The organism is Thermomonospora umbrina, from assembly GCF_003386555.1.
Taxonomy (GTDB): domain Bacteria; phylum Actinomycetota; class Actinomycetes; order Streptosporangiales; family Streptosporangiaceae; genus Thermomonospora; species Thermomonospora umbrina.
Window position 1 is genome coordinate 219,069 of record NZ_QTTT01000001.1, and the last position, 12,341, is coordinate 231,409.

13 protein-coding genes are annotated in these 12,341 nt (G+C 73.6%); 7 read left to right on the forward strand and 6 right to left on the reverse strand.

Annotation, left to right across the window (positions count from 1 at the left end):
• Positions 1-83 precede the first annotated feature (83 nt).
• Positions 84-1,685 carry an MFS transporter gene (locus DFJ69_RS01085; protein WP_116020734.1) on the reverse strand — a complete coding sequence of 534 codons (1,602 nt, stop codon included), beginning with the start codon at positions 1,683-1,685 and terminating at the stop codon, positions 84-86.
• A gap of 192 nt (positions 1,686-1,877) precedes the next feature.
• Between DFJ69_RS01085 and DFJ69_RS01090 the strand changes: the two genes are divergently transcribed.
• Entirely contained in the window at positions 1,878-4,439 is a 2,562-nt protein-coding gene (locus DFJ69_RS01090) for a M14 family zinc carboxypeptidase (RefSeq protein WP_245973911.1), read from the forward strand.
• A 60-nt stretch (positions 4,440-4,499) separates the two neighbouring features.
• On the opposite strand, the gene DFJ69_RS01095 is transcribed toward DFJ69_RS01090, so the two are convergent.
• Together DFJ69_RS01095 and DFJ69_RS01100 are read right to left on the reverse strand one after the other, a co-directional pair.
• Entirely contained in the window at positions 4,500-5,186 is a 687-nt protein-coding gene (locus tag DFJ69_RS01095) for an alpha/beta fold hydrolase (RefSeq protein WP_116020735.1), read from the reverse strand.
• 1 nt (position 5,187) lies between these two features.
• Positions 5,188-5,688 (reverse strand): pyridoxamine 5'-phosphate oxidase family protein, encoded by a 501-nt coding sequence (locus DFJ69_RS01100; RefSeq protein ID WP_116020736.1) that lies wholly within the window; start codon positions 5,686-5,688, stop codon positions 5,188-5,190.
• Positions 5,689-5,747: 59 nt separating this feature from the next.
• Between DFJ69_RS01100 and DFJ69_RS01105 the strand changes: the two genes are divergently transcribed.
• The 3 genes from DFJ69_RS01105 (at position 5,748) to DFJ69_RS01115 (ending at position 7,621) form a co-directional block, all read left to right on the forward strand.
• Positions 5,748-6,437, forward strand: a complete 690-nt coding sequence (locus tag DFJ69_RS01105) for a winged helix-turn-helix transcriptional regulator (protein WP_116020737.1) — start codon at positions 5,748-5,750, stop codon at positions 6,435-6,437.
• A gap of 173 nt (positions 6,438-6,610) precedes the next feature.
• Complete coding sequence (locus tag DFJ69_RS01110) at positions 6,611-7,210, forward strand: histidine phosphatase family protein (RefSeq protein WP_116020738.1); 600 nt, start codon at positions 6,611-6,613, stop codon at positions 7,208-7,210.
• Positions 7,211-7,246: 36 nt separating this feature from the next.
• Positions 7,247-7,621 carry a hypothetical protein gene (locus DFJ69_RS01115; protein ID WP_116020739.1) on the forward strand — a complete coding sequence of 125 codons (375 nt, stop codon included), beginning with the start codon at positions 7,247-7,249 and terminating at the stop codon, positions 7,619-7,621.
• Here DFJ69_RS01115 and DFJ69_RS01120 read toward each other — a convergent pair.
• Together DFJ69_RS01120 and DFJ69_RS01125 are read right to left on the reverse strand one after the other, a co-directional pair.
• Entirely contained in the window at positions 7,618-8,178 is a 561-nt protein-coding gene (locus DFJ69_RS01120) for an NUDIX domain-containing protein (RefSeq protein WP_245973913.1), read from the reverse strand. The genes DFJ69_RS01115 and DFJ69_RS01120 overlap by 4 nt on opposite strands.
• Position 8,179: 1 nt before the next feature.
• Positions 8,180-8,929, reverse strand: a complete 750-nt coding sequence (locus DFJ69_RS01125; RefSeq protein WP_170177497.1) for a GntR family transcriptional regulator — start codon at positions 8,927-8,929, stop codon at positions 8,180-8,182.
• A 192-nt stretch (positions 8,930-9,121) separates the two neighbouring features.
• Here DFJ69_RS01125 and DFJ69_RS34020 point away from each other — a divergent pair, with 192 nt between their 5' ends.
• Entirely contained in the window at positions 9,122-9,553 is a 432-nt protein-coding gene (locus DFJ69_RS34020; protein ID WP_170177498.1) for a hypothetical protein, read from the forward strand.
• Between the two features lie 63 nt (positions 9,554-9,616).
• Positions 9,617-9,988 (forward strand): DUF2795 domain-containing protein, encoded by a 372-nt coding sequence (locus DFJ69_RS01135; RefSeq protein ID WP_116020743.1) that lies wholly within the window; start codon positions 9,617-9,619, stop codon positions 9,986-9,988.
• On the opposite strand, the gene ggh is transcribed toward DFJ69_RS01135, so the two are convergent.
• Positions 9,977-11,356, reverse strand: coding sequence for a glucosylglycerate hydrolase (ggh, locus tag DFJ69_RS01140; protein ID WP_211328470.1), 1,380 nt, complete (start codon positions 11,354-11,356; stop codon positions 9,977-9,979). The genes DFJ69_RS01135 and ggh overlap by 12 nt on opposite strands.
• A gap of 270 nt (positions 11,357-11,626) precedes the next feature.
• Between ggh and DFJ69_RS01145 the strand changes: the two genes are divergently transcribed.
• On the forward strand, positions 11,627-12,340 hold the full coding sequence (locus DFJ69_RS01145; RefSeq protein WP_116020745.1) for a (Fe-S)-binding protein: 714 nt from the start codon (positions 11,627-11,629) through the stop codon (positions 12,338-12,340).
• Position 12,341 lies beyond the last annotated feature (1 nt).

Sequence of the window (12,341 nt, forward strand, 5' to 3'; positions counted from 1 at the left end):
AGGTACGGCGGCCCCCACGGCATTGTGGACGACCAGGGCCGCACTGCTCGACGCGGGGGCCCTCCAGGCGACGCCGTCCCGGGTCAGCGGCCTCCCCCCGCGACCGACGCGGCATCGGGCGCGGCATCGGCCGGGTCCGTCGCGTCCGTCGCGCCCGCAGGAGGGTGCGAGGCGGGAGGGACGTGGCGGAGGAGGACCGCGGCCAGGACGGCGGCGACGGCGACCAGGACGGCGGCGGAGGCGGAGGCCACGTGCAGCCCGGAGGTGAAGGCGTCGCGGGCGGTGCCGATCAGCGCCTCCCCCGTGTCCTCCGGTAGTCGACCGGCCACCGAGGCCGCGCCGCCGAGGGTCTCCCTGGCCTCGTCCTCGGCCGATCCGGTGACCCCGTCGGGGGCGTCGAGACCGGCGCGGTAGACGGCGGTGGCGATGCTGCCGAAGATCGCCAGTCCCAGCGCCCCGCCGAACTCCTGGGCGGTCTCCGACAGGGCCGAGGCCGCGCCGGCGCGCTCCGGGGGCGCGGAGCCGACGATCATGTCGGTGCCCAGCACCAGCAACGGGGAGGCGCCGAGGAAGAACAGCGTCTGCCCGGTCACCAGGACGGCCAAGCCGGAGTCGGGGTCCGCGCCCGTGCGGGTGAGCAGGGCCACCCCGAGGGCGCCCACGACCAGGCCCACCGACGCCACGACGCCGGGCCGGACGCGCCGGGCCAGGGCGGGCGACACCGTGAAGCCCACGATGATCGCCACCGACTGCGGGAGCACCCACAGCCCGGCCTCCAGCGGGCTCAGGCCCACCACGAGCTGCATGTACTGGGCGGTGAGCATCATCAGACCGGGCCCGACCAGGATGACCAGCATCAGGATGCCCAGGGAGACGCTGAACCGGCGTTCGGCGAACAGTCCGAGGTCCAGCAGAGGATGCTCCAGGGTCCGCTGCCGCCGGACGAACACCGCCGCCAGGACCATCCCGGCGACCAGCGCGGCCACCGGCCCGGCGGACGGCCCGTAGGCGGCCAGTTCCTTGAGCCCGTAGATGACCGCGATCACGGCCGCCAGCGAGAGCGGCACGCTCGGCAGGTCGATCCGGCCCGGCGACGGGTCGCGGGACTCGGGGATCAGCACCGGGCCCAACGCCGCCAGCAGCGCCATCACCGGCACGCCGAGGAGGAACACCGCGCCCCACCAGAAGTTCTCCAGCAGCAGCCCGCCCACCAGCGGGCCGACCACCATGCCGCCGCTGAAGCCGACCATCCAGAGGCTGATGGCGACGGTGCGCTGGGCCGGGTCGTGGAACATGTTGCGGATCAGCGACAGCGTCGAGGGCATCAGCGTCGCGCCCGCCACCCCCAGCAGCGCCCTGGCCAGGATCAGCAGCTCGGCGCTGGGGGCGTAGGCGGCCAGCGCGGAGGCCGCGCCGAAGGCGACGCCGCCGACGATGAGCAGCCTGCGGCGTCCGAAGCGGTCGCCCAGCGCCCCCATCGTGATGAGGAAACCGGCGATCAGGAAGCCGTACACGTCGTTGATCCACAGCAGTTGGGCGCTGCTGGGCCGCAGGTCGGCGCTGAGCGCGGGCTGCGCCAGGTGCAGCACGCTGACGTCGATGGAGATCAGCAGGGTGGGCAGGATCAGGACGGCCAGGCCGATCCATTCCCGCCGACCCGCACGGGGCGGGGCGTCGAGGTTCATGGGCTCGACGGTAGAACCTCGACCATGGTCGAGATCAAGTCGTTTTCGGGCGGTCGCAGCCCCGGATGAGGACGCGCCAGATCCCCAGAGGATCCCCACGAAGTCGCGACCGAATCGTCATGGGCCGCCCTCTTGCCCGAGCAAGATCACCGACGGTAGACACCCAGGGAAACCCCCCTTGGAGGTCTCCAGGTGAGAAGACATCTCGCGCATCCCCTCGTCGGGGGAGCGCTCGTCGCCGCCGTGATCGTCCCGATGACGGTCCCGGCGGCGGCCGACCCCGACCCCCGGCGCAGCCCGGCCGTCCGCGAGTTCGGCAACGGCCCCGAGCGCAACACCGCCGCGAACCCGACGTTGCGGGACCGGCACGGCGCCGACCACCGCCGGTTCCCCTGGCACCACGACCGGGGCTACCCGCGTCGGACCCGGCTGACCGAGCCGCCGGCGAACCCCGCGGACGCCTCCCTCAAGCTCGGGCTGATCCCCCATCACGCCATCGCGCCCAGGCTGAACGAGCTGCAGCGGCGCAGCGACCGGATCAGCGTCGAGGTGATCGGGCGCAGCCACCAGGGCCGCGAGCTGTACCTGGTCACGGTGACCGCGCCGGAGAGCGGCGCGCAGGCCAAGGCGCAGGCCGCGATGCGGGCGCAGATCGAGGACGACCCGGTCAAGGCCGCCCGGAACCCGCGGATCGCGCGGGAGTACAAGGCCCCCGTCTTCATCAACAACAACATCCACGGCAACGAGTGGGAGGGCACCGACGCCGCCCTCCGCACCATCGAGCGGCTGGCCGCGGCCGAGGACGCCGACACCACCGACCTGCTGCGCACCAGCCGGTTGTACTTCAACGTCACCGCCAACCCCGACGGCCGGGTCAACAACACCCGCGCCAACGGGGCCGGGTTCGACATGAACCGCGACTTCATCACCGGCTCGCAGCCGGAGGTGCGGTCGATGCGCCAGGTGATGATCGACACCCAGCCGGTGGTGATGCTGGACCTGCACGGGTACGTCAACGGCACCCTGGTGGAGCCGACCACCCCGCCGCACGGCCAGAACTACGAGTACGACCTGTTCATCAAGAACGCCTACGCCAACGGCCTCGGCATGGAGGCGGCGATCAAGGCGCTCGGGTACGACCCGGACGAGGACGGCGTGGAGCCCCCGCAGATCCCCTTCCGGGACTGGGGCGAGGGCTGGGACGACTGGCCCCCGATCTTCACGCCGCAGTACGCCCCGTTCCACGGCGCGGTCGCCTCGCACACGATCGAGTTCCCGATGCGGGTCAACAACGCCGACTACGCCGGGCTCCCGGTGGACGAGCTGCGCCGTCGTTCGAAGATCAACACCGATATCGCCGCCGCCGCGATGGACGGCACGCTGTCGTTCCTGCGGCAGCGCCGGGCGCGGTTGGTCGCCGACCAGATCGAGGTGTTCCGGCGCGGCGCGGCCGGTGAGGCCGCCAAGGAGGTGCCGATCGGGATCGTCCCCGGCTTCGGCCCCGAGGACGTCTACACCGGCTCGTACCCGCGCGCGTACGTGATCCCGGGAGGCGCGGGGCAGCGTTCGGCGCCCGCCGCGACCCGTCTGGTGGACCACCTGCTCGCCAACGACGTGCGCGTCGAGCGGGCGGGCCGGGAGTTCCGGCTGGGCGGCAGGGCCTACCCGGCGGGCTCGTACGTGGTCGACATGCACCAGCCCAAGCGCGGGCTCGCCAACGTGATGCTGGAGGCGGGCGCGGACATCAGCCCGCGCGTCGACTCCATGTACGACATCTCAGGCTGGAGCCTCGCGCACCTGTGGGGCGCCACGGTCGACACCGTCACGAACGGCGACCTGAAGGGCCTCCACGTCAGGCCCGTCACCGTCGCCTCCCCCACGGGCTCGGTGGCCGCGTCCGGCGACCTGTCCCTGCGGCTCGACGACGCCAAGGAGGTCGGCGCGCTCAACGACCTGCTCCGCGAGGGCGTGCGGGCGCGGTGGGCCGCCGACGGCAGCGTGGTGATCCCGGCCTCGGCCCGGTCCGCCGCGCGCACCGTCGCCGACCGCCACGGCGTGCGGTTCGCCGAGGCGACCGTCAAGGGCGTCGCGCCGCTGCGCGGCCTGACCGTCGCCGCGGCGGGCAGCGGCGACGACCTGTTCGGCCTGCAGGAGATGGGCTTCACCGTGAAGCCGGTGTCCACGGCCGTGCTGAACGCCGGCTTCGACTGGAACGGCGTGGACGTCCTCTACGTCTCCAGCGGGCTCAATCACGGTCAGCTCAACGAGGCCGCCCGCACGGCCCTCGACGCGTTCCTCGCCAAGGGCGGCGTCGTGACGCGCGGTTCCACGGGCGCGTCGTTCAACTCCGCCGCCGGGCTGCTGACCGTGACGGCGGTGGCGGGGCGCACCGACGCCAACGGCACCGTGTCGGTGGTGAACGGCGACGGCCCGATCACCGGCGGAGCGGCGCCGTACTCGTTCGTCTATTCGCCCCGCTGGTTCACCGACCTCGGCCCCGAGGTGACGGTGGAGCAGCGCTTCGCCGGTCGGGGCCCGCTCATCGCCGGGCACTGGCGCGCGTACCCGTTCGGGGCCGGCGGCCCCGACGCGGCCGTCGATCAGCCGACCGTGGTGCGCGGCGTCGACGAGCGGGGCGCGGCGGTCGTGCTGTTCGGCACCGAGCCGCTGTTCCGCAACCACCCGAAGGGTCTGTTCCCGCAGGTCGCACGGTCGCTGTTCTGGACGGCCGTGACGGCCGGACACTCCGGCTGACCGTCTGATCCCACCGCGGCCCGGCTCCCCGACCAGGGGGCCGGGCCGCGGCCCTTTCCGTCACGGCGACGTCCGGTACGCCTCCAGCCGCTCGACCAGCTCGGTCGGATGGGCGAGGGCGGGCAGGTGACCGCCGGGCATCTCGTCGGGCGTGAACCCGAGCCGTTCCCGTACGACGCGGCGCTGGAAGTCCGCCGGGAAAAGCCGGTCGTCGCGGCACAGCAGAAAACGCGTCGGCACCGACGGCCAGGCGTCGAGCGGCCACGGCTTCTCGAACGGGGTGCCGGACTGGTTGCGGGCGTGCCGCAGGGACTCGGCGACGACGTCCGGCGGCACGTCGTGCAGGAAGACGTCCAAGGGGTCGAACTCCTCGCTGAGGACCCGCCCGTCGCGTTCGGCCTTCTCCCGCATCGCGCGTCCCTGGCCGGTGGTGTCCCACCACTCGCCGGCGGACTCCCCCGGCCGGGGCACCATCGCCGCGACCAGGACCATCAGGTCGACCGGCAGCCGCTCGCACACCAGCGCGGCGGTGTAGGCCCCCATCGACTGGGCCACCAGGACCAGCCCGGTGCGGTCGCCGACGGCCTCGACCACCACGTCGGCGTATTCGGCGAACCCGGCGGAGTCGTCCTCGCAGGGCAGGTCGGGCGTGACGACCTCGTGCCCCAGGGCCTGCAGTTCCGGGACCACCCGGTGCCAGTACCAGGGGCCCGATCCGGCGCCCGGGATCAGCACGTACACGGCCATCTCATCGCCCCTGTTCCGCGAGCACCGCGGGCAGTCTGGTCCGGAAGTCCAGGAGCCCCGCCCACGTGGGCCGCACGGCGATCCGCGCCATCCGCAGACCCGGCCGTTCGATCTCGGCGACCATGGCGGCCACCTGCTCCTCCCGCCCTTCGCCGTGGTAGCGGTGCAGGGCGAGCACGTACTCGGGCACGATGCCGTCCACCTCGGTGAGGGCCGCCTCGCCCCGCAGCATCAGCACCTCGGGCGGGTAGGCGTTGACGTCGATGGTGAGCGCGACATCGGGCCTGGCCCGGAGCGCGGGCAGCTTCCCGGCCCCCGCGAAGCTCCACATGACGACGTCCTCGCCGGTCCAGTGGAACATCATCGGCATCACGCGCGGCGTGCCGTCCGCCGCCACGTAGGCCAGCCGCGCCAACTCGGTCGAGCCGAGCAGCCGCTGCGCGGCCTCGGTCCCCAAGAGCCGCACGTCGCCCTGGGGCAGGTCCATCAGATCCGAAGTCATACTCCTAAACTAGGAGTAACTACTCCTGAGACACAAGCATTTCGGGGTAATCTCCGGTCATGCCGGTGAAGCGCACCTATGACGACTCCTGCGGCATCGCCCGCGCCCTCGACCTCGTCGGCGAGCGCTGGGCGCTGCTGGTGATGCGCGAGCTGATGCTGGGCCCCAAGCGGTTCTCCGACCTCCAGCGCGGACTGCCCACCGCGAGCCAGAACGTGCTGTCCCACCGGCTGCGCGAGCTGACGGCCGCCGGGGTCGTCCGACGCCGCAAACTCGGCGCACCCGTCGGGGCGTGGGTGTACGAGCCGACCCCCTGGGGCCGTGAGCTGGAGCCGGTGCTGCTGGCCCTGGGCCGATGGGGCAGTCGCGCGCCGATGGTCGCCGACGCCGAGCTGAACGCCGACGCGATGGTGCTGGGGCTGAAGTCGATGTTCCTGCCGGAGGCGGCGGCCGGCGTGCGCGTGAGCCTGGGGCTGCGGCTGGGCGACGAGGTCTTTCGACTGACGATCGCCGACGGGCGGTTGGAGGCGGCGCGCGGCGACGCGGAACGGCCCGACGCCGTGGTCGCCACCGACGTCGCGACGCTCCGGGAGCTGATCTTCCGAGGCCGGCCGACCGCGACGCTGCGGGCCTCCGGGCGGCTCACCGTGGAGGGCGACGTCGAGGCGGTCGAACGGCTCCCAGCCCTGTTCGCCCGCCCGCGACCCGCGCCCGAGGCGGAGGCCGATGAGGCGCGTCTCTCGCCCTGAGTCTCCCCCGATCCCCGCCGCCGGGACGGTCCGCGGCGCAATACTGGTGTAGGCCCCGCGCCGACATCACCGCCGCGTCCCGGGGCACACCGTCCCCGGCGCCCGGCACGGCGGGCGCCCGCCGCCCACGGCGGCGAGGACGACACCGGAAGGAACGACGGGGGATCTCGAACGTGAACACGACCTTGTACCTGGTCCGGCACGGCGAGACGGTCTGGCACGCCGAGAACCGCTACGCCGGGGTCAGCGACGTGGCGCTGACCCAGCGGGGCGTCGATCAGGCCGTCCGGCTGTCGGCCTGGGCGGAGAAGACCGGGCTCGACGCGGTGTGGGCCTCGCCGCTGGGCCGGGCGCGGGCCACGGCCGAGCCGACCGCGCAGACGCTGGGCCTGCCCGTCACGGTGGACGCCGACCTCGCCGAGGTCGGCTTCGGGGCCGCCGAGGGCCGCACGCTGGCGGAGCTGCCGTCCGACCTGGTGGCGGCCTTCCGCGCGAACCCGGTGGATGGAGCGTTCCCGGGTGCGGAGGACTTCCGCGAGGCCGCCGCCCGGGGCGTCGCCGCCCTCCACCGGATCGCCGCTCGCCACCCGGGCCGGCGGGTCCTCGTGGTCGCCCACAACACGCTGCTGCGCCTGGTGCTGTGCGAGCTGCTGGGCATCCCGCTGGACCGCTACAGGACGGTCTTCCCCCGGCTCCGCAACTGCTCGCCGACGGAGCTGTCGATGGACGGCACGGGCGCGGGCCTGATCGCCCTCAACACGCCGTTGCCCTGAGCGCATGGGGCCGCCCATCGGGGGCAGGGGCGACCCATGAGCGAATCCGACAGACGACGCGTCGACGACACGCCGGGCGCGGCCGGGTCGGTGACCGAGGCGTCCGACCCGACGGCCGAGCAGAACCCCGCCGAGCGGGCCGTGGGGCCGGCGGAGTCGCTTCCGGGGGCGCGGCCCGACCGGGGCGCCGATGAGGGCGGCCCCGCCGACGAGGAGGACCGCGCGGAGGAGGGCACGCTCGAGGAGTGCGGCTCGGAACCCGCCTCCGGCACGGGCGTCCCGACCGGCGCGGGCCCGTCCGGCGGCGACTACGTGGACGAGTTCCGCCCGGAGCCCGTACGGCAGAGGCCCTCGAAGGGGCAGCACGGCCCCGACGAGGGGCCTCAGGTGACCCCGATGGAGGAGGGCTAGCCGGCCGTTCCCTCGTACCGCATCAGCAGCGCGTAGGCCGCCAGGGTGGAGTCGTCGGTGATGCGGCCGCCGTCGACCAGCTCCCAGAACTCCGCCCGGGAGACCCAGCGCTGCCGCATGTCCTGCTCCTCGGGCTCGCGGGCGGGCTCCCCCGGGGTCAGGTCGGTGGCCAGGAACACGTCGAAGCCCTGGCCGCTGGTGCCGTGCGAGCAGTGCAGGAACCCCAGTCGTTCCAGCCGCCCGGCCCGCAGCCCCGTCTCCTCGGCCAGCTCGGCGCGGGCCAGCGCCTCGGGCTCGCCCCGCACGCCGTCCGGGAAGGAGCCCTGCGGGAAGTTCCAGGTGCGGCGGCCGATCGGGTACCGGTACTCCTCCACCATGTGGAAGCCGCCGTCCTCGGCCGGGATGACCAGCGCGAAGTCCGGCTTGTCGACCACGCCGAAGATCCCCGGCGACCCGTCGGGCCGTTCGACCCGGTCCTCGCGCACCGTCATCCAGCGGTTGCGGTAGACGACCCGGGAGTCGACCCGTCTGATGATCTGCTCGCCGCCGCGCGTCACGTCAGGCCCCCGATCCGTAACGGTAGATGAGCTCGTGCCGGTCGCCCACGACCACCCGGTGGGTGACCTCCACGATGCGATCATTGTCGTCGTACGCCCGCCGCCAGAGGGTCAGAACCGGCTGATCGGCGTTGATCTCCAGGGTCTCCCGCTCGTCGGGCAGCGGCGGCCGGCAGGTGACGCACTCCTCGAACAGGATCCGCAGACCCAGCTCCTCCAGCCGGGAGTAGATCCCGCCGGGGCCGGTGTCGACCTGCCGCAGGATCGGGATCTGCTCGACCACGTCCATGATCACCCACGTGGTGGCGGTCTGCACCGGCGGCCCGCCGGTCACGCCCTGCACCCGCGCCCGGCGCAGCGCCGTGGTGCCGACCGGCACGCCCAGCCAGCGCGCCGGCTGCGCGTCGACGGCGACCTCGTCGACCGTGGTCCGGGTGAACGGCTCACGGCCGCCCTCCCGGGCCGACACGTGGAAGCCCCTCCATCGCCCGACCTGCCGGGTGATGTCGGCCGCCGACCGGCGGACCGGCCCGGGGGCGCGGACCTGGGTGCCGATCCCGGCGCGCACGACGACCAGGCCCTGTTCCGCCAGCAGGCGCACGGCCCGGCGGACGGTGGAGCGATCGGCGGTGAACCGCTCGGCCAGCTCGCGTTCGGAGGGCAGCCAGGCCCCCGGCTCCAGCTCGCCCTCGATGATCCGGGCGGCCAGGGCGTTGGTGATCGCCTGTGCCTTGGCGGGTGGTCTCGGCATTCCGACGTGATCTCCGACGCGATGGCATGGAACGTTGGCAGCGGGTGTTCCGGCGCTTGGACGGCAACCATAACCCGACCATTGACGGGACCCGGCCCGGCCGTGGCCCACGGTGGCCGAAAATGCGCATTCCCGTTGCCGGTCGCTTTTGGTAGGTCTACGTTGGACCCACCGTAGACCGACCACAACGGGGTGATCGTCCTGGTTGCGCGGCGTTCCTTCCAACGTCCCCCGCTGTTCTCGTGGACGGTCGTCACCTGTCACGGCGGGGCCCGCCATGTCGGCGCCTGCGGAGTCTGCGACGACCGGGCCCGGGCGATCAGCCGGCTGGGCGACGCGCTGCTGGAGGCGCCGCCCGGAGCGGTGGGCCTGGTCCACCGGGTCACGGTGGGCGGGGTGCGGCCCGGCTACCTGTACGACGGGCTGATCGCGCGCGCCCGGCGCAACGACGCCACCGGCGGGGTCGACTGGCTGGACACCGGGGTCCCGTCCGGGCCGCGGGGCCGGGTCGACGCGCTGCTCGCGGCGATGGCCGACACCGTCGGCGGCGCGCCGCCGCCGGAGGCGGTGGCCCTCGGGCTCGCCGACCCCGAGATCGTGCGCCTCCGCACCGAACGTCCCTGACCGGCCTTTCCCCCGCCGTGTGAGACGCCCCGATACGGGCAGGGTCGCGGAAAAGGGGGGACCATGAAACTGCGCGACACCGGTCAGATCAAGGAACTGCTCAACGATCTGGACTTCCCCGCCGACAAGGAGGAGATCGTCGAGCACGCCCGTCATCGGGGCGCCCCGCGGGACGCCGACAAGGCGCTGTCGGCGCTGCCGCCCGCCGACTACGACAATCTGCAGGAGGTGCTGCGCTCGGTGCCGCTCGACCCGGCCCCGGACCGGTCCGAGACCGAGCGCCGCTGGCAGCGCCGGCGCCACACGTCGGGCCTGGCCGAGTACGAGCGGATGGGCGGGGGCGGCGACAGCCCGCCCGTCGACTTCGACGACGAGGTCGAGGACCTGCGGCGGGAGCCGAGGCCCCCGGCCCCGGGCTCGGACTCAGTCGGCTAGGAGGTCGAGCGCGACCGCGGCGGTCCACGACTGCGGACGGGCCCCGAGGGGCTCGCCCGTGAAGGGCTGGTAGTACTCGGCGAAGAGCCCGTCGGAGAGCTGGTCGAGGGCGGCCTCGCGCAGCGCGAGGGCGGTCTCCTGCTCCCCCGAGCGCTCCAGGCCCCAGATCATCAGCCAGGTCATCGGCGGCCACTGCGGGCCCCGCCAGTACCGCACCGGGTCGAAGTCCGGGGACGAGGGGCTGGTGCTCGGCGGCACGGCGTGGACGAACCCCGGGTGCCCGCACCAGTCGGCCGAGGTCAGCGTGGCCAGCAGCAGCCGCTGGCGGGCCGGGTCGAGCCCGCCGGACAGCAGGGGCGCGAACCCGGCGATCGTCTGCGTGCGCACCGTGTCGCCCGTCCGCAGGTCGACGTCGGCGGCGAAGCCCCGCTCGTCGGCGGTCTCCACCACCCCGCGCCGGAACCGGTCCGCGTAGCCGATCAGCTCGTCCACGCCCGGCAGGCCCAGCTCGTCGGCGACGGTGGCCAGCTCCTCGTTGGCCGCGACGAACAGGGCGCTGGTCAGCACGTCGGCCATCCGGAAGCTCAGCGTGCGGTGGGCGCGGGCGTCGTCGTACCCGGCGCGGCGCAGCTCCTCCACCAGCCACTGGTACTTGGCGTACTCGGCGTCGGAGGGCCGCTGGGAGGCGGCGCCGCCGAGCGCCCCCAGCGCGTGCAGGTCGGCCCGGCGGAAGGGGACGAACTCCGGGTCGGGCGTCACGGCCGCGTACGCGGCGTCCCAGCGCGGCGAGTTGTCCAGCCCGCTCTCCCACCCGTGGTAGATGGTCAGGAGCCCGCGTCCGGCGGGGTCGCGGCGGGTGGCCAGGTAGCGGTGCCAGGCCAGCAGCGCCGGCCACAGCGCCCGGATCCGCTCGGCCACGTCGCGGCGCTCGGCGGCGGACGCCGTGCGGGCGGCGTCGAGGATGCGGCGGACCGCGACCCCGTGCACCGGCGGCTGGATCAGCCCGCTGGTGGCGGGGCCGTCCGGAGCGTCGGCCGTGATGTCGCGGCAGGCCCACCGCTGGGGGCCGGGCTCGTAGCCGACCTCCCCCTCGGTGAAGACGATGTGCGGCACCATGCCGGTGCGCCACTGGGCGGCCAGCAGCGTCTCCAGCTCGGTGAGGGCGCGGGCGGTCGACAGCCGCGCCAGGCCGATGGCGATGAACGCCGCGTCCCAGCTCCACATGTGCGGATAGAGCTGGGGCGCGGCGACCGTCAGGCGGCCTCGGTCGTTGCCGGCCAGCACGTAGGCCGCCCGGGCCGCCGTGCGGTGACGGCTCGGCGGGGCCGCGTGCGGCTGTACCGGGTGCATCGCGCTCACAGGGGTCATCGTTCGTCCTGGCCCTCAGAAGGTATGTCTCTAGACCTTATCGGGAGCTACCTTTCCCGCAGAGACGGTTCGGAAGCAACCCCTACCCGGGACCGATGCCGAACATGGGGCGACATCGGGTGTCCGACGCGAAAGGCCCCTCCGGGAATCCCGAGGTCAACGGACCACGCGGGACCCGCGGTGTGGATCGGATCACCCCCGGTCAGTGCGAATGTGACCGTGGCGCGAGAATCGATCCATGACGTGGCACGGACGGGGAGGTGACCGGGCTTGCGGATCGCGCTGTTCATCACCTGCCTGAACGACACGCTGTTCCCCGACACCGGCAGGGCCGTCGTGCGGCTGCTGGCGCGGCTCGGTCACGACGTGGAGTTCCCCGAGGCGCAGACCTGCTGCGGTCAGATGCACCTCAACACCGGCTACCGGCGGCGGTGCGCGCCCTTGGTGCGCGGCTTCGCGGAGACGTTCGCGCCGTACGACGCGGTGGTGACGCCGTCGGCCTCGTGCGCCGCGATGGTGCGCGACTGGCATCCCCGCATCGACCCGAGGGCCGCGCCGGTCGCGCCCAAGGTGCACGAGTTGACGGAGTTCCTCGTGGACGTCCTCGGCGTCATCGACGTGGGCGCGCACTATCCCCACCGGGTCGCGTACCACCCGACCTGTCACTCGCTGCGGATGCTGAAGGTCGGCGAGCGTCCGCTGCGCCTGCTGCGCGCGGTGGACGGGCTCGACCTGGTGGAGCTGCCCGACGCCGACGAGTGCTGCGGATTCGGCGGCACGTTCGCGCTCAAGAACGCCGACGTGTCGAGCGCGATGGGCGTCGACAAGGCCGCCGCCGTCCGCGCGTCCGGGGCGGACGTGGTGTGCGCCGCCGACAACTCCTGCCTGATGCACATCGGGGGGACCCTGACCCGGAACGGGTCCGGGGTGCGCACCGTGCACTTGGCCGAGATCCTCGCCGCGACCCGGGAGGGCCCGTCGTGAC